Raw genomic sequence first — 16,742 nt, 5'->3', positions numbered from 1 at the left:
ATAATCTTCGGTTAGACCAATTTAAACAGAATTATTCTTATAAAAATACGAGCCATTATGTTGAAAAAAATTAACTTTGTTTTAAGTTGTTTGTCATGAAAAGAATCGCAGTTGAAGTATTATTGAAGCGCATAGCCATTTTAACGAATGGGTTCACTCAAGAAGTTACTGAAAATTTTTTAAATCAAACAGTCGAAGATTTAAACGAACAACCTAATGAACGCAGTTGGAGTGCGGCACAATGCATTGAACATTTGAATGCTTATTACCGGTATTATATTCCAGTTTTAAAAGGAAGAATTACCAACTCGCGGTTTATTGAGCCGGGGACTCATTTTATCAGTAGTCCATTGGGTAAAGCAGTTTATCGTTCGGTAAAATTAGGCAAGGTAAAAAATGTAAAACGTAAATTAAAGTCGCCAAAAGATTATAACCCATTAGTGAATAAATCTTTAAGTACAGAAAATGTTTTAACAGAGTATTTAGCACACAACCGAGAATTTATTGATCTGCTAAAAGATGCGGAAACGATTGATTTAAGAAAAACAAAAGTACCCTTGTCTTTAAGACCTGTTGTAAAATTAAATATTGGGGACGCTTTGTTGTTTATGGTGTACCATAACGAAAGGCACATCTTTCAAGCAAAAAATGCATTGACGAAAATTAATGGTTAATTTCTGAACTTGTCTTCAAACCTTTGTTGATGTGAAAATTGAACTGCGGTTAAATTTTCTGGTATTTGTCTTTTCCAACGTTTATGCGACCACAACCATTTCGAGGGTTCATGTTGAATATCTTGTGCTAATAAATCTGCGTATTCCTGGGTAATCATGCCGTATTTCTCATCATTTGGAGATGCCGTGATTAATTTTAATTCTAATTGATAATATCCTTTTTTCACCTTTTGTAAAGTGCCATAAACCACAGCCGATTGGTTTTGGTTAGCCATTATTTCTGCGCCAAAAAAGAAGGGTGTTTTTTGATGAAGAAATTCAGTCCAATAAGAATTTTCAACGTGATTTGGTGCTTGGTCACCCAGCATTAAGGTGGCTGTGGGTGTTTTTGAGTGCGCGCTTAAAATGGCTTTGTAATCATTGGCATTGGCAATTGCCATCCCAAATCTTGCCCGCCTTTTATTTATTTTTGTATTAAAAAATGAATTACTTAAAGGGGTGCCGATTCCAATTGCTTGGTGTGGAAAAATGATGTTTTGTGCAGTGATTAAGAATTCCCAGTTGTTATAATGTGCCGACAAGAATATGACTGATTTTCCTTCCTGATACAACTTTTCCATCAACTCTGGATTTTTAACCGTTAGTCTTTTAGTGAGGTTTTTCTTTGAGATACTTAGGTTTTTTATAGATTCCGCCAACAATTGGGTTAAGAATAAATAAAAGTCTCGAATAATTTGTTTTCGTTCCGAAAGCGTTTTTTCAGGAAGGGATTGCGCAATGTTTTTTTCTACTACTTTTTTTCTATAGCCAACCACGTAGTATAAGACCCAAAAAACTGGTTTGAACAGTAAGTATAACAAACCTAAAGGGAGATAGGAGAGGGGGAGAAGAATGCCGTAATATAGTATTTTGCTTAACACAAAACAAAGCTAATTATTTATAGAGAAGGAGAATTGTAATAAGCGTTAATTATTAGCAAAATCTAATTCCCCTTTTTTCATCTTTTTGTAATATGCAGCTAAAAAACCAAACATAGTAGCAATAGACTTAAAGGCTTCATTGGAGGCTTCACTAATGGATTGCTTTTTTAATCCAAGTATAATTTTACTGTAAAGTGCATTGAAGCCTATTTCAATTAAGTTAATATCTCCAGCATTACTCTTTGCTTGAAAAGCTTTTAAGCTTGGCAAAGCACCCTCAAATACTTTTAAATATTTCGGCTCTTTAATAATGTTAATTAGGGTATTGTGTAATAGAGACATTTCCATTAAAATTTCATTTAAATCACTTAAATGTCCTTTTTTCTGAATCCCCTCTATTTTCATTTGCTTAATCAGGTCGGCATACCATACTTTATACGCATCTAAAATACTTTCGTCTTGAATTTGCGGTTTAAGTATAGTAGTGACAATAGTATCTAACGAAAGATTATTGGCACGAATTAAATCTTCAATTTGGTACATGTATAATACATATTCCGAAATATTATTTTCCTTAGTTTTTTTTGCGATTTGCATAATTATTTTTCTCCTTCTGGAGTTGTTGAAGCTGCAAAATCAGCATTCATATCCTTTGCTAAAGCATTCGTAATGTCTAATGATTCGTGGTAGTACCAAGGAGATTGTCCAAATTGGTATGAAAATACAACGTCATATCCATTTTTCTTTGCGAAATCACTTGCGAAGTTTGAAATTCTTAAGGCGTAAGTTTGCATATACTGCTCTTGTTCTTGCGCTAATTTCATTTGCACATTTTGTTCAAATTGCATAGCTTCGTTTTGAATTTTTTCAGCCTCTTTGTAATACTGTGCTTCTTCAGTGGATAATAATTTTCCTTTTTTCTCCCACTTCGATTTCCATGCATCAATATCTCTTTGCTTTCTACGCATTTTATCTTCTGCTGCAATTCCTGCATTTTTAATTTCTTTTTCGATTTCTCCAAATAGTTTTAATTTACTATTTAAAGAATCCATATTAAAAAAAGCTATTTTTCCAGTAGCTGATTGTACAGGTGTCGAAACTACGGCATTGGAATCACTAGAAGTAATTGAAGGGTTTTCTACTGTGTTATTGCCTTTTCCAACTTTAGTAAAAAGAATGATAACTAAGATTATTAAAACAACATTAATAGCTAACGCTGCTTTTGCAAGTGTATTTTTATTTTCCATTAGGTTTTAAATATGGTGCAAAAATAGAAACAAATTGTAAATAGGCCTTTTGTCAAGTCCTTAAATTTGATTTTTTTTGTGAAATATTAACAAGGTTACTTCGTAATTAATTGGTGTTCAGTGTATTTGAAGGGTATCCCGACCATGAATTCATAGTCTTGTCCCATTTCTAATAAATCCTCCTCTTCACTGTCGTAAAGCCATTCAATCAATACTTGCTTTTCTAGTCCAATTAGTCTTTTTAATTGGAAAAAAATATCGAGTAATTGTTTAGATGAACTTATATTGAAATATTGTAAATCTACCATCAACTTGGTTTTCTTTTGTGCATCTACAATATAATTCTTTACCCATTCAATGATGGGACTATAAAATTGTTCGGCTTCTACGGGTAATGAAACACCTTTGATTTCAAAAAAATCATTGGCTGGATCAAAACGTATGCTTGGTGTTTTCTCTGTGGCTGGTATGTTTAATTGTGTCATCATGTTACTATACGTAAAATCAAGCGCAAAGGTACAGCTAAGTTCTCTACCTTTAACAATATAATATTATAATTTTGTTAAATGAAACTTAAATAATTCGGTTATTGGTTTCAATAGAATGGAATCAATTCTTATGCCATTTTTACTAAAAGCGATCGTAATATATTTTTTATAGTAAAATGCAATGGATCCTACACAGGATATGGAATTAAAATGGTGTTTATTAGAAAATGGTATGAGGTGTGTTTTAACAAAAACATCAAAATAATTTAGCGTAATGGTTTTAAGGTTTGGGTCTTTTTCTATCTCAGGTAAAACTATTTTACAAAGACCAGCTAACAGTCCTAAATCAATATTTTGATAAAATGTGGTAATAAAATTTTCTTTTGGTGTGCAAATGTAGTCCTGAATCACTTGGTTGGTTTGCTCGTTTAAGTCTCCAGATAGCCATGCAGATACTATTTTTTTTCCCAATTCGTAGCCACCGCCTAAATCATCAATAAGATAACCATAACCACCTCTTTGGTCCAACATAGTTTTACCGTTATAATAACCAATATTGGCACCTGTGCCCATAATTACCACTGCCCCCTTTTTATCCCCAAAAGACGCCCGAGCAGCTCCTAATAAATCATCATTCACAAAGATGTCGCTTGTTCCCATTAACGTGCGGAGAAAATCTTTATGCTGTGCGGGTTTAATTCCTGCACCGTAAAAGTAGACTTGACTATTTTCTGAGATATTTAATTCGTTAATGGCCGATAAGAATTCTTTTTCCTTCCGATTGGGATTAAATCCAGGTAGGGAATATTTTTTTGTCTCGCCCTGTTGTAGCGATAGCACATCTGTTTTGGTTCCACCAGCATCAAATATGAAAATAGCTTTCTGCATATTAATTATTCTTTGGATAAAGATTCATAAACACGGACCCGTTTCTTTTTTTCTTTGGTAAAATAAACCAAAGAATAATCTCTATACTCTAATTCGTTAATTGGAAAATCTCTTAATTGTGGATTGATTAATCGGATAGAAGTATAGTAAAATAGTGGTAATACCGCGGCGTCTTCCATCAATATATTTTCGGCCATTGCCAAGTCCAGCATTCTGGAAGAATCATTACAAGCTGACATGGCTTTGTCAAAATAAAAATCAAATTCAGGATTGTTATACAAGCCATAATTATTGGCACTTTTAGAAGCCGAGTTAATATTTTTTGAATGAAAGGAAGCTATAAAGTTAGCTGGGTCTGGGTAATCTGCAATCCATCCAAATCGCCAAAAAGGTAAAACGCTATTTTCAATTTTGCTAAACAAATCTTTTCGTTCGTATTGAACTAATTGAAGGTCTATGTTTAGTATATTCGATATTTGTTTTTGTATAGAATTGGCAACTAATTCAATTATTTGGCCTGAGTTATTATAATAAAGTTTTAAATCTTTTACTTGGTTGCCATTGGTATATCCAGCCCTTTTTAGATAATAGAGTGCCTTTTGTTTCGAAAATGCATAACCTTTTACATTGGCATTCGGATAACCATGAATCGTTGGAATAATACCATGCGTAGCAGGTAAGGCGGAACCTTCTAAAATATAGGTCGCGATATAGTTTTTATTCACGGCATAATTTAGGGCTTTTCGGAGGGCTTTATTTTTCAATAAACTATCCTTCATTAAAAAACCATAATACTCTACTTGTAAGCTATTAATAGATTGGACCGTAAATTCTTTATTTTTTCCATTTTTAGCATCTTCTAAACTCCCAATCACATTTGGAATTTCTTCCACTGGAAGTCCCCATATGAAATCTAGCTCCCCTTTTTTAAAGTCTGCTAATTCATTAGATTTATTCTGGTCGAATTGAATATTTATATACGATAAAAGGGGCAATTGATTACCAAATTCATCTTTGCGCCAATAATGGGAATTTTTCCGTAATTTAAAGGTGTCTTCAATGCTTAACACTTCAAACGGTCCAGTGCCAATAGCCATTTCGTTCATTAATTGGGGACCATATTTTTCAAATGCTTCCTTGGGAAAAATAGAGGTATGGATCAAGGCCAATAGGTTTAGAAATCCAGAAAAAGGTTCATTTAATTCAATTTCGATACAAAAATCGTCAATAATTTTTATCCCAGCTACATGGTCGGTTTTATTTTCGAAGTAATCATTCGCACCAAGAATACTTGTTCTCCACTGAATGGTAGAGGCATTCATTTTATGGTTAGAACATAAAAATTCAAATACATACTTAACATCTTTTGCAGTAACCATTCTTCCTTTACCGTCAATAAAACAAGGGTCATTATGAAAGTAGACGTTTTTCCGGATGTTAAATCGGTACTTTTTGTTTAAAGAGTCAATGGTATAAGAACTTGCAATCGCAGGTTGAATGCTTAAGTCATTTGGGTCAAATTTTAATAAGCCTTCATATATCTGACTCGATACGTGTTGAGAATAGATATCTGTAACACTTGCGGGAAATAGTGCCGTTATTGGTTCAGATGAATTTACGTGTAATGTTTCTCCATAAAACTTACCGCCTTTTGCAGTGGTTAACGTGATGGGTAATTTATTATTCTGTTTATTTTTTTTGACTTGGTCACTGCAACTATACAGTGCGAATAGTGTAAAAAAAACAAGAATAATTTTCTTCATAAAATGTTTACTTAATAATGAAGTAATAAATATAGTTATTATAAGTAAAGAACAAAAAAAAAGCGTTCGATAATTCGAACGCTTTCATTGTTTTTTGATTGCGGTATTACATTTCAAATGTATCCATAAAGGCAGTGGTAAAGTCACCAGACCTAAACTTCTCATTTTTCATTAATTTCATGTGAAAAGGAATAGTTGTTTTCACGCCGTCAATAATATATTCTTCGAGAGCTCTTTCCATTTTTCTAATTGCTTCTTCACGTGTTTGTGCCACAGTGATTAATTTAGAAATCATAGAATCGTAATATGGTGGAATAACATATCCAGCATAAACATGTGTATCTACTCTAATTCCATGTCCACCAGGTTGGTGATAATCGGTTATTTTCCCTGGAGAAGGTCTAAAGTTATTATAAGGATCTTCTGCGTTAATACGACATTGGATAGCATGTAGGTGAGGGTAGTAGGCTGACTTTTTAATTTTATCTCCAGCTGCCAATTTAATTTGTTCTTTAATTAAATCGTAGTTGATTACCTCTTCCGTAATAGTATGCTCTACTTGAATTCTAGTATTCATTTCCATGAAGTAAAAATTCTTGTGTTTATCTACTAAATACTCAATAGTTCCAACACCTTCGTAGTTTACTGCTTTTACTGCTTTCACAGAAGCTGCACCCATTTTTTCTCTTAACTTTTGGTTTACAAAAGGAGAAGGGGTTTCTTCTACTAATTTTTGATGTCTTCTTTGGATAGAACAATCTCTTTCTGACAAGTGACAAGCATTACCGTAACGATCGCCAGCAATTTGAATTTCAATGTGTCGTGGTTCCTCTATGTATTTTTCCATATACATACCATCATTTCCAAAGGCAGCTTTAGATTCTTGTCGTGCAGAATTCCAATGTTCTTCCATTTCTTCTTCACTCCAAACAATTCGCATTCCTTTACCACCACCACCGGCAGTTGCTTTAATCATTACAGGATAGCCAACATTTATACCTTCTTCTTTTGCATGGTCTAAGTCTCTCAACAAACCTTCAGAACCAGGAATACAAGGTACACCTGCATCTATCATGGTTTTCTTCGCTGAGGCTTTATCGCCCATTGCTTCAATCATCTCAGGAGAGGCACCAATAAATTTGATCCCGTGTTCTTGACAAATTTTAGAAAATTTAGCATTTTCAGATAAGAAGCCATACCCTGGGTGAATTGCATCTGCATTTGTAATTTCAGCAGCTGCAATTATTCTATCCATCACTAAATAGGATTCAGAACTAGGCGGTCCACCAATACATACCGCTTCATCTGCGAAACGAACATGTAAGGAGTCTTTATCGGCCGTAGAGTAAACAGAAACTGTTTTGATCCCCATTTCTTTACATGTCCTTAAAATACGCAAAGCAATTTCGCCTCTATTGGCAATTAATATTTTTTTAAACATATAGTTTGATATTTTTAATTCAATTAAGCAGGGTCAACCAAAAATAAAGGTTGATCGTATTCTACAGGAGACATATCGTCTACTAAAATTTTAACGATTTTACCTGTTATTTCAGATTCAATTTCGTTAAATAATTTCATAGCTTCAATAATACAAACCACATCTCCTGGTTTTATTGAATCTCCTACATTTACAAATAAATCTTTATCTGGAGAAGGTCTTCTATAGAAGGTCCCAATCATAGGTGATTTAACTGTAATTAGCTTGCTATCTTCTTCAACAGCTACTGCAGGTGTAGCTTCCACAATTGGTGCAGGTGCAACCGGTGCAGCTTGCATTGGCATTTGTGCCGCATTTGGCAAAGAATGCTGAATATAAACTGGATCAGCCGCAGGCATATCTGTTTTGATAGTGATTTTAAAATCACCTTGCTCTAAACTTACTTCGTTTACGCCTGATTTTGAAACAAATTTGATTAAATTTTGTATTTCTTTAATGTCCATAATTATAGATGTTATTCGTCAATTTATTTTGAGTCGTAAGCCCATTTGATGTAAATTGCTCCCCATGTGAAGCCGCCACCAAATGCTGCTAAAATAATATTATCTCCTTTTTTAAATTTCTTTTCCCATTCCCATAAACACAATGGGATGGTACCAGATGTGGTATTGCCAAACTTTTGAATGTTGACGGTAACCTTATCTGGGTTTAAGCCCATTCTTCTTGCTGTGGCATCAATAATTCTTAAATTCGCTTGGTGTGGTACTAAATAATCCACGTCCTCACTGGTTAAGTTATTTTTTTCCATGATTTCAGCGGAAACATCAGCCATACTTTTTACCGCATTTTTAAAAACGGTTTGTCCCTCTTGGTATACATACATACCATCAGAACCAACATTTTCTTTGGTAATAGGTTCACGTGAACCGCCAATGGCTTGCAATAAAAATTGTCTTCCAGAACCGTCTGCTTTTAAAATAGCATCTTGAATACCGTAGCCTTCTGTATTAGGTTCTAATAAAACCCCACCGGCGCCATCACCAAAAATAATACAAGTCGCCCTGTCTTTATAATTAATGATACTAGACATTACATCTCCACCAATCACAATTACTTTTTTGTAAGTGCCATTTTCTATGTATTGTCTGCCTACATCTAAGGTGAATATAAAACCAGAACAAGCTGCGCTTAAATCAAATCCCCAAGCGTTTGTTGCTCCAACACGGTCGCATATTACATTTGAAGTACTAGGAAATTTATAATCCCCAGTAATAGACCCAACAATAATCATGTCTATTTCCGAAGCGTCAATCCCCCTTTTTTCAAGAATTCCTTCCACTATTTTTACACCGAAATCAGATAAAGCTTCATTTTCAGCAGCTACTCTTCTTTCTTTAATACCTGTCCTCGAAACAATCCATTCATTATTAGTGTCGACCATTTTTTCAAGGTCAAAATTACTTAATATTTTTTCAGGGACGTAGCCGTGAACTGATGTGATTGCTGCTGTAATTTTACTCATTTAATCTAAGGTGTTAAGTTTGGTGTTTTGCAATAACCGAAGCGGTAAAATTATTAAAAATTCCTAAACCACTCCCAAAAATGTAGAATAAATACGAAATTAATTCAAATATAAGTATGTTTTTTGAATTTTAGAGAATATGAAAAACCAAAAAAGCTTGCTATAAATTATAGCAAGCCAATATTGTATAGAAAATTTCTACTATAATTAAATAGCTACTTCTTTTTCTGCTAATACTTTTCCTTTGTAATAAAGTTTACCTTCATGCCAAAAAGCACGGTGGAACAAATGTGGTTGTCCAGTGGTTGGACAAGTCGAAATGTTAGCAGCAACGGCTTTAACGTGAGTTCTTCTTTTGTCTCTTCTCGTTTTCGAGATTTTTCTTTTAGGATGCGCCATTTTTCTTTATTTTAAATATAATTTTAATTCTAGTTATTTTTCTTTATTCCTCTTCGTCATTACCGACTAAAAGATATTGATCCATTATTTCAAGCATAGACTCATTACAAGTTCCTTTCGGATGTAATCTTTTGGAAGGTAAACTTGTAATGATAAATTCATAAATTGGATGGGTAATATCGATTTCATGTTCATGATGAAAAACCGTTATTACGTTTTCATCTTCCATTGCTTCGGATCCAAATTTATAAATCAATTCATTTTCTGTGTCTACCGTTTGTTCATATTCATCTGTACAACGGTCGCACATTAAAGTTACTTTTCCGCTAATCTGAAAATGTGCCTCCATTAAAGTTGCCTTTTTTTCGAGGTCAAGGTGGACTTTTAAATCTCCTTGTTGTATTTCAGAATAGTCTAATTGCTCAAAGAACGTATCGTCAATGTTGTAATCAAATGAATGAAGACCGTCTTTTAAACTGGTGAAACCAATGATAAAATCTTTTTTCATATTCTCTTACAAAAATGAGAGTGCAAAGATATATATTTATTTTTAATTAACACCTAATATTTTTTAAATATTCATTTCTGGTACAACATCTGGTACAATTAATTTACCTGCAGTAGCATTTTTTATCTCTTCAACTGTAACACCAGGGGCTCTTTCAATTAAGTGAAAAGCATTGTCTTTTACCGACATAACAGCTAAGTTAGTGACTACTTTGGTAACACAATTCACCCCAGTGAGGGGCAAGGAGCAAGTGGATAAAATTTTTGAATCTCCTTTTTTATTTGTATGCATCATGGCAACAATGATATTTTGCGCCGAAGCAACTAAATCCATAGCGCCTCCCATACCTTTTACCATTTTACCAGGTATTTTCCAATTGGCAATATCGCCATTTTGAGCTACTTCCATAGCACCAAGTACGGTGAGTTGGACATGTTGTCCTCTAATCATAGCAAAGGAGGTCGCAGAATCAAAAATGGAAGCGCCAGGGTTTAACGTAACCGTTTGCTTACCGGCATTGATTAAATCAGCATCTTCTTCTCCGTCAAAAGGAAAAGGTCCCATGCCTAAAATCCCGTTTTCTGATTGAAATTCAACTTCAATACCTTTGGGTACATAATTTGCTACTAAAGTGGGTATACCAATGCCAAGATTAACATACCATCCGTTTTCTAATTCTTGTGCAATTCTTTTTGCAATTCCTATTTTATCTAAAGCCATCTTATTTCTGTCTTACTGTTCTTTGTTCAATTCTTTTCTCAAATTTTTCACCTTTAAAAATTCTTTGTACAAAAATTCCAGGGGTATGAATAAAATTTGGGTCTAGTTCACCAGCAGGTACTAATTCTTCCACTTCTACAACGGTTATTTTGCCGGCCATAGCCATCAATGGATTAAAGTTACGTGCAGTAGCCTTAAAGATTAGGTTTCCTTCTGTATCTCCTTTCCATGCTTTTACAAATGCAAAGTCGGCCGATAAAGCTGTTTCCAAAATATGGGGTTTGCCGTTGAATACTTTTACTTCTTTTCCTTCTGCAACCTCGGTACCGTAACCTGCCGGTGTATAAAAGGCTGGTATACCAGCGCCGCCAGCACGACAACGTTCGGCTAGTGACCCTTGTGGAATCAAGTCCACTTCTAGTTCACCAGAGAGCATCTGACGTTCAAATTCATCATTTTCGCCTACGTAAGAAGAAATCATTTTTTTTATTTGTTTGGTCCGAAGCAATAATCCTAAACCAAAATCATCTACGCCTGCGTTATTTGAAATGCAAGTAAGATTTTTTATGCCTAATCTGGCTAATTCTGAGATACAATTTTCAGGAATACCGCAAAGCCCAAAGCCTCCTAGCATTAATGTCATGTTATCTGTAACACCTTCCAGTGCTTCTTCTACTGAATTTACAACTTTATTCATAATGTTTTAAAATAATCCGTCAATATTAGTGTCTTCGTTTTTACACCTAAAAATATCATCATTATAATTTCTAGGTCTTTCAAAATCACTGGTTGAAATTTTTAATTTTTTGTCTTTATAAACTTCTTGCATATAATAGCCATAAATTGGCAACGCCATCCTAGCACCTTGTCCCCAAGGATAAGAGCGGAAGTGAATTTGTTTGTCATCAGCACCTACCCAAACACCAGTCACCAGGTCGGGAGTTAATCCCATAAACCAACCATCTGCAGCGCTATTTGTTGTTCCTGTTTTTCCTGCGGTAGGTGCTTTAATTCCTCCCCAAGGTTGACTGCTTCTAAGGCTGGAACTAGTAGCGTACACCTTGCCGTTTTGGTAAGGATTTGCAGCTCCATTTACAGCACCTTTCATCATGCCTAACATGGAATAAGCTAACTCTTCGGGCATGGCTTCATGCATTTCATATTCTAAATCTATCAGTACATTACCGTTTTTATCTTCTACACGCATTACATATACTGGTTTGATGTAAATACCTTTATTCGCAAAAGTACTTTGTGCACCAACCATGTCGTATAAAGAAAGACTCATTGGTCCTAGACACATGGCAGGTACCACGTCTTGTTCTAATAAATCGATTCCTACTTGTTTTAGTAATTTGTTCATGGTTTGTGGACCTGCAGTAGCGCCCATTTCTCTCATTACTGCGACAGTTATGTTGTTCAAAGATCCGGCAAGACCACATTTTGCAGGAATCAATTCACCTGTATTTTTAGTACCTGTTGCAGGATTCCACGATTTGGTTCTCGTTGGCGATACTGGAACATCTATCCCGTAGGATATATCGGCATAAGTTTTACATGGATCTATTACGCCAATACCCATGGCAGCAGCGTATACAAATGGTTTAATGGTTGAACCAACTTGTCTTTTAGTTCGTTTAACATGGTCTAAAGCAAAATAATTGAAGTTTGGTCCACCAACCCAAGCTTTTACAAAGCCGGTTTTAGGATCCATAGACATTAAACTTGCTTGTAGAAATCCTTTATAGTAACGAATGGAATCTAAGGGCGACATAATGGTGTCAAAATTTCCTGTGTAGGCAAATAAATTCATTTCAATAGGTGTGTTAAAAGCCTTTTTTATTTCACTTTCACTTTTCCCGCCTCTTTTCATTTGTCGATACCTGTCGGAACGTTTCATGGCCCTATTCATAATTCGTGCTATGGCTTCTGGCGTATTTTCCCTGTCATTGGCAAAAGGAGGATTTTTATTTCGCTTATTACTTTTGTCAAATTCGTTCTGAAGTCTAGTTGCTAAGTGCTTTTGTACAGCAGCCTCAGCATAAGTCTGCATTTTTGAATTGATGGTCGTATAAATTCTTAATCCATCTCTATAAATGTTATATGGAGAACCATCTTGTTTGGCATATACAAAAGAACCATCCGGATTTTTTTCTTTAAATTTATTTTGTAATTCTGCCCTTAATACCTCTTTGAAGTGAGGCGCTAATCCTTCTTTGTGGTCAACTTTCTGATAACTGATACCTAAAGGCAATGTTTTAATAGAGTCGTATTGGGCTTGACTGATACTTACTGCCAAGAATTCATTGTCGGCGTCTTTTCTCCATTGGTTTAATACAACATTCCTTCTGTGTTTAGTAGTGTCCGGGTGACGTAATGGATTGAAAATAGAAGGGTTTTTACACATGCCTACTAGCATAGCCGCTTCTTCAATTTTTAAGTCAATGGGTTTTTTGTTGAAGTAAACATGTGCAGCCGTTTCAATGCCTACAGCATTATTTAAAAAATCGAAATTATTCAAATACATGGTAATTATTTCTTCCTTTGTATAGGCTTTTTCTAGTCGAACAGCCAATACATTTTCTCCAAACTTTTGTTTTAATCGACCAAATTTTGAACTAGCTAAACCTCCATTCACGGTGTCGTTCATGGTATATAATAATTTTGCTAATTGCTGTGTAATGGTACTTGCGCCACCTTTGTTCTTTCCAATTAAAGCAGCGCCAAGTGCTCTACCCAAGCCTTCACTATCAACACCTGCATGATCGTAATACCTTTTATCTTCCGTAGCAACTAGTGCTGAAATTACATTCTGAGAAATTGCTTTGTAGGAAATACTTTTTCTATTTACACTCCAAAATCTTCCCATCTCTACCTTGTCTTCCGAAAGTATAATAGAAGCTTGCTTGTCTGGTGGACTTGAAAGTTCTTCGTAAGCAGGAATGTTACTCTTAGACCTTTCTAACATGAATACCGTTGCAAACAAGGGTGTAAATGCAATTAGCCAAGTTCCAATGAGGAGAATACGTTTTGTTTTCTTTTTAATCACACTAAATCGTTTATTTTAATTCAGTGTAAAGTTACATACTATTCGTAAAAGTATATTTAATCCAATCATAATTTTATTAACTATGCATAGATTTCTTAAATTTGACAGCTTAAAATTATTATTTGCATATGAAAATCATATTTTTTCACATTTTTATTTTATTTTTCTTATTCGTTGGTTGTAATACACAAACCAATAAAATACCTAATAATGAAATTACCATTACCTCCGATTTGGAGCAGGTGGAAAATATTTCTGGAGATATAAAATTTACCACGAGTGAACCTAATTTTTATTTGGGGGGCGGTGACTTAATGGATGAAACGTACGCAAAAAGTGGATCGCATGCGGTAAAGTTAGACTCGAATAATTTATATGGAGTTAATTTTAAATTAGAAAATGTAAAAGAAGGCCAATTTGTGCGCGCTTCCATATGGCAAAAAAAAGGCGCGAAGGACGGTACATTAATCGCGGATATTGAAGGTGATGGTTATGCCCATAAGTTTAGGACTTTTTATGATAAGCGAGCAACAGGGGAAGATGGATGGGTACAACACAACTTAGTATTTGTGGTTACTCCAGGCGTTAAACGCATTAAAATATTTGTGTTTGCTGGAGGAAATGATGCCTACTTTGATGATTTTTCGGTGACTATTTTACCAAATGCACCAAAAAACAACTTAAAAAACAGGTTGAATTTATACATACCAGAGAAAAGTAAAAATAAACTGGATGGCTTTATTTCTAATGCATTAAAGTCTGAAATTATCGCCAGTGAAAATAAAAAATATGTAAAAGCTTTTATCCTAGACGGAGAAGATTCCTTAAAAATTAAAATGAAACTGAAAGGGGATTGGACGGATCACATAAAGTCAGGGAAAACATCTTTTAGAATTAAAGTAAGTGGTAATAATTCATTCTTAGGACTCAAAACATTCTCTATTCAACATCCAAAAACTCGAAATTATATACATGAATGGGTCTTCCATCAATTTTCTGACATAATGGGATTGCTTTCCACAAAATATGAATTTATTTCAGTAACTATCAATGGGTTTGATTATGGTGTTTTTGCTTTGGAAGAGCATTTTGATAAACAATTAGTAGAAAGCAGAAAGAGAAGAGAGGGGCCGATTTTAAAAATGGATGAAAGCGGTGCTTGGGCATTCCATTATAAATTAACACAGTCAGATAATGAGGCAAGATTTCCGGTATTCAATGCGAGCATGATTTCTTTATTTAAAGAAAATAGAACATTGAAAAATCCAAAATTAAAAATGAACTTTGAAGAGGGACAAGTTTTATTGCATCTATTTAAAACTGGCTATTTAGGAATTGAAGAAGTATTTGACATTGATCAATTGGCAAAATTCTACGCCTTAATGGAATTATCTGCACATAACCATGCACTAGCTTGGCACAATAGAAGATTTTACTTTAATCCAGTAACACAAAAAATTGAACATATTGTATATGATGTGATACCTTTTTCAATTAAGGATAATTTTAAAAGTAACGTCCTACATAATTTATTAGAAAACAAGCATGATGAAGAGTTGGTATTTGATAATGCCATTCTATTGCACCGTTCCTTTAAGGAGAAGTATTTGTTTTATATAAATAAAATGACAGAAGCGTCCTACCTTGACTCCTTATTTAGCATAGTTGAAACGGCCTTAAATGAAAACGTTGAAGCCATTATGGTGGAAGAACCACATTTTAGTTTTAACAAAGAAGTGTATTATAAACACGCAGCTTTTTTAAAAAATGAAATACCGAAGTTAGATTCTATTTGGGAAGTAGTTTTAACTGAAAAAAACAAGGTGGACGATTGGATCAGTAGGGTAGATTATGCAACCATTGTAGATTCCTTTTTTGTAAAAGAAATTTCAATAAATACGTATTTGAAGGTAATTGATTCAGTGAATTACGCCTTAAACTTTGAAAATTATCATCCAAATTCAGTACACATTATTGGCTATCAATCTAAATTATTTGGGGACTCTGTATTACCATTTAAAGAAACAATAAATATAGACGCCTATGTAAATAAAGCTCAAACGGCTTCTGCAACTACCACGTATTTACCTTCAAAAATTGTATTTACCTATAACAATATCCCCAATCAATTAAATTATAAAGCGGTATTTCCTTTTGAAAAACCAGGAGAAACTACCACGCGTATGCGATTAGAAACTGGGTTTGATCCGCGTAATAAATCCTTTAGTATTCAAAATAATAAAATTGTATTTAAAGGCAAAGTACTTATCGATAGATTAATATATATTCCAAGTCAATATGAAGTAGAAATTGCTGCAGGAACTATTATTGAATTTAAAAATAAGGGAGGATTGATTATCAATAACACTTGTAATGCCATTGGCACCACCGAACGTCCTATTCAATTAATATGCAAGGATGGTACGTCGAATGGGGTGACTATTTTGAAAGGAAAAATCGCAAGATTTGAGCATGTTACAATAAGTGGATTATCGAATTTGGCATATGAAAAATGGCTGTTAACTGGCGCCTTGACGATTTATGAAACACCAACCATTTTGCAGCATGTAAAGATTGAAAATAATCACTCTGAAGATGCTTTAAACATTATTCGTAGTCATTTTGAAATTAGTGATTTAATCATTCAAAACACGACTTCAGATGGGTTTGATGCTGATTTTTGTACTGGGACTTTAAAAAAATCTACTTTTAAAAATACAGGAAATGATTGTATTGACTTTTCTGGTTCAGTGGTTACAATTGATCAATTAAATGCGGAAAAATCTGGTGATAAAGGAATTTCTGGTGGAGAAAGATCAACCTTAACCCTCTCTAATATTCAAATTGATGGTGCCATTACAGGTATTGCTTCAAAAGATGATTCTAAAGTTATTGGCGAAAAAATTAGTATTGAAAATGCAGAGGTAGCCTTTTCTGCCTTTCAGAAAAAAGGAGAATATGCACCAGCGCTTATTGATTTAAAAGATGCAAAATGGGGTAATATACAGCAAGTAAATCTCATTGATTTAAAATCTGTAATTATTGTCAATGGCGTTAAAGAAGAAGGTACTAAAAAGTTAGATATTGATAAAATGTATGCGCGTTTTGGTGAAAAACAATAAT

16 protein-coding genes are annotated in these 16,742 nt (G+C 34.1%); 2 read left to right on the top strand and 14 right to left on the bottom strand.

All coding sequences use genetic code 11. The features are described 5' to 3' along the window. Window positions 1-95: 95 nt before the first annotated feature. Window positions 96-674, top strand: coding sequence for a DinB family protein (locus tag DNU06_RS13920; RefSeq protein ID WP_111064106.1), 579 nt, complete (start codon window positions 96-98; stop codon window positions 672-674). Here the strand turns inward: DNU06_RS13920 and DNU06_RS13915 are convergent. The 14 genes from DNU06_RS13915 to DNU06_RS13850 form a co-directional block, all read right to left on the bottom strand. Next, window positions 671-1,594 carry a lysophospholipid acyltransferase family protein gene (locus DNU06_RS13915; protein WP_111064105.1) on the bottom strand — a complete coding sequence of 308 codons (924 nt, stop codon included), beginning with the start codon at window positions 1,592-1,594 and terminating at the stop codon, window positions 671-673. The two genes, DNU06_RS13920 and DNU06_RS13915, sit on opposite strands and share 4 nt — an antisense overlap. 45 nt (window positions 1,595-1,639) lie before the next feature. Continuing rightward, on the bottom strand, window positions 1,640-2,191 hold the full coding sequence (locus DNU06_RS13910) for a DUF4924 family protein (RefSeq protein WP_111064104.1): 552 nt from the start codon (window positions 2,189-2,191) through the stop codon (window positions 1,640-1,642). Between the two features lie 2 nt (window positions 2,192-2,193). Further along, window positions 2,194-2,841 carry an OmpH family outer membrane protein gene (locus DNU06_RS13905; protein ID WP_111064103.1) on the bottom strand — a complete coding sequence of 216 codons (648 nt, stop codon included), beginning with the start codon at window positions 2,839-2,841 and terminating at the stop codon, window positions 2,194-2,196. Window positions 2,842-2,936: 95 nt separating this feature from the next. Further along, window positions 2,937-3,329 carry a DUF1987 domain-containing protein gene (locus tag DNU06_RS13900; RefSeq protein WP_111064102.1) on the bottom strand — a complete coding sequence of 131 codons (393 nt, stop codon included), beginning with the start codon at window positions 3,327-3,329 and terminating at the stop codon, window positions 2,937-2,939. A gap of 63 nt (window positions 3,330-3,392) precedes the next feature. After that, on the bottom strand, window positions 3,393-4,217 hold the full coding sequence (locus tag DNU06_RS13895) for a hypothetical protein (RefSeq protein ID WP_111064101.1): 825 nt from the start codon (window positions 4,215-4,217) through the stop codon (window positions 3,393-3,395). 5 nt (window positions 4,218-4,222) lie between these two features. Continuing rightward, window positions 4,223-5,980 (bottom strand): ABC transporter substrate-binding protein, encoded by a 1,758-nt coding sequence (locus DNU06_RS13890; RefSeq protein ID WP_111064100.1) that lies wholly within the window; start codon window positions 5,978-5,980, stop codon window positions 4,223-4,225. Window positions 5,981-6,086: 106 nt separating this feature from the next. Further along, a complete protein-coding gene (gene accC, locus DNU06_RS13885) occupies window positions 6,087-7,421 on the bottom strand; it encodes an acetyl-CoA carboxylase biotin carboxylase subunit (RefSeq protein ID WP_111064099.1) in 1,335 nt (444 codons plus the stop codon). 23 nt (window positions 7,422-7,444) lie between these two features. Further along, window positions 7,445-7,924, bottom strand: coding sequence for an acetyl-CoA carboxylase biotin carboxyl carrier protein (gene accB, locus DNU06_RS13880; protein WP_111064098.1), 480 nt, complete (start codon window positions 7,922-7,924; stop codon window positions 7,445-7,447). A 23-nt stretch (window positions 7,925-7,947) separates the two neighbouring features. After that, window positions 7,948-8,943: a beta-ketoacyl-ACP synthase III gene (locus tag DNU06_RS13875; RefSeq protein ID WP_111064097.1), complete on the bottom strand. Its 996-nt coding sequence runs from the start codon at window positions 8,941-8,943 to the stop codon at window positions 7,948-7,950. A gap of 207 nt (window positions 8,944-9,150) precedes the next feature. Then, entirely contained in the window at window positions 9,151-9,342 is a 192-nt protein-coding gene (rpmF, locus tag DNU06_RS13870; RefSeq protein ID WP_111064096.1) for a 50S ribosomal protein L32, read from the bottom strand. 43 nt (window positions 9,343-9,385) lie between these two features. Then, window positions 9,386-9,850 carry a YceD family protein gene (locus DNU06_RS13865; RefSeq protein WP_111064095.1) on the bottom strand — a complete coding sequence of 155 codons (465 nt, stop codon included), beginning with the start codon at window positions 9,848-9,850 and terminating at the stop codon, window positions 9,386-9,388. A gap of 63 nt (window positions 9,851-9,913) precedes the next feature. Then, the gene (locus tag DNU06_RS13860; protein ID WP_111064094.1) at window positions 9,914-10,570 is read right to left on the bottom strand and encodes a 3-oxoacid CoA-transferase subunit B; all 657 of its coding nucleotides are present in this window, start codon (window positions 10,568-10,570) and stop codon (window positions 9,914-9,916) included. A 1-nt stretch (window position 10,571) separates the two neighbouring features. Continuing rightward, window positions 10,572-11,270 carry a CoA transferase subunit A gene (locus DNU06_RS13855; protein ID WP_111064093.1) on the bottom strand — a complete coding sequence of 233 codons (699 nt, stop codon included), beginning with the start codon at window positions 11,268-11,270 and terminating at the stop codon, window positions 10,572-10,574. A 3-nt stretch (window positions 11,271-11,273) separates the two neighbouring features. After that, window positions 11,274-13,619, bottom strand: coding sequence for a transglycosylase domain-containing protein (locus DNU06_RS13850; protein ID WP_146239255.1), 2,346 nt, complete (start codon window positions 13,617-13,619; stop codon window positions 11,274-11,276). A 128-nt stretch (window positions 13,620-13,747) separates the two neighbouring features. Between DNU06_RS13850 and DNU06_RS13845 the strand changes: the two genes are divergently transcribed. After that, window positions 13,748-16,741 (top strand): CotH kinase family protein, encoded by a 2,994-nt coding sequence (locus DNU06_RS13845; protein ID WP_111064091.1) that lies wholly within the window; start codon window positions 13,748-13,750, stop codon window positions 16,739-16,741. The last annotated feature ends 1 nt before the right edge of the window (window position 16,742 follow it).

This window comes from Putridiphycobacter roseus (assembly GCF_003234935.1).
Lineage (GTDB): Bacteria > Bacteroidota > Bacteroidia > Flavobacteriales_D > Crocinitomicaceae > Putridiphycobacter > Putridiphycobacter roseus.
Note: the sequence above shows the minus strand (reverse complement) of the source record. Positions and strands in the feature narration are given on the sequence as shown.

Coding starts and splice junctions, on each gene's coding strand:
- DNU06_RS13910 (WP_111064104.1), bottom strand. CDS start 2,191: ATGCAAATCGCAAAAAAAACTAAGGAAAATAATATTTCGGAATATGTA.
- DNU06_RS13920 (WP_111064106.1), top strand. CDS start 96: ATGAAAAGAATCGCAGTTGAAGTATTATTGAAGCGCATAGCCATTTTA.
- accC (WP_111064099.1), bottom strand. CDS start 7,421: ATGTTTAAAAAAATATTAATTGCCAATAGAGGCGAAATTGCTTTGCGT.
- DNU06_RS13860 (WP_111064094.1), bottom strand. CDS start 10,570: ATGGCTTTAGATAAAATAGGAATTGCAAAAAGAATTGCACAAGAATTA.
- DNU06_RS13895 (WP_111064101.1), bottom strand. CDS start 4,217: ATGCAGAAAGCTATTTTCATATTTGATGCTGGTGGAACCAAAACAGAT.
- DNU06_RS13900 (WP_111064102.1), bottom strand. CDS start 3,329: ATGATGACACAATTAAACATACCAGCCACAGAGAAAACACCAAGCATA.
- rpmF (WP_111064096.1), bottom strand. CDS start 9,342: ATGGCGCATCCTAAAAGAAAAATCTCGAAAACGAGAAGAGACAAAAGA.
- accB (WP_111064098.1), bottom strand. CDS start 7,924: ATGGACATTAAAGAAATACAAAATTTAATCAAATTTGTTTCAAAATCA.
- DNU06_RS13875 (WP_111064097.1), bottom strand. CDS start 8,943: ATGAGTAAAATTACAGCAGCAATCACATCAGTTCACGGCTACGTCCCT.
- DNU06_RS13865 (WP_111064095.1), bottom strand. CDS start 9,850: ATGAAAAAAGATTTTATCATTGGTTTCACCAGTTTAAAAGACGGTCTT.
- DNU06_RS13905 (WP_111064103.1), bottom strand. CDS start 2,841: ATGGAAAATAAAAATACACTTGCAAAAGCAGCGTTAGCTATTAATGTT.
- DNU06_RS13845 (WP_111064091.1), top strand. CDS start 13,748: ATGAAAATCATATTTTTTCACATTTTTATTTTATTTTTCTTATTCGTT.
- DNU06_RS13890 (WP_111064100.1), bottom strand. CDS start 5,980: ATGAAGAAAATTATTCTTGTTTTTTTTACACTATTCGCACTGTATAGT.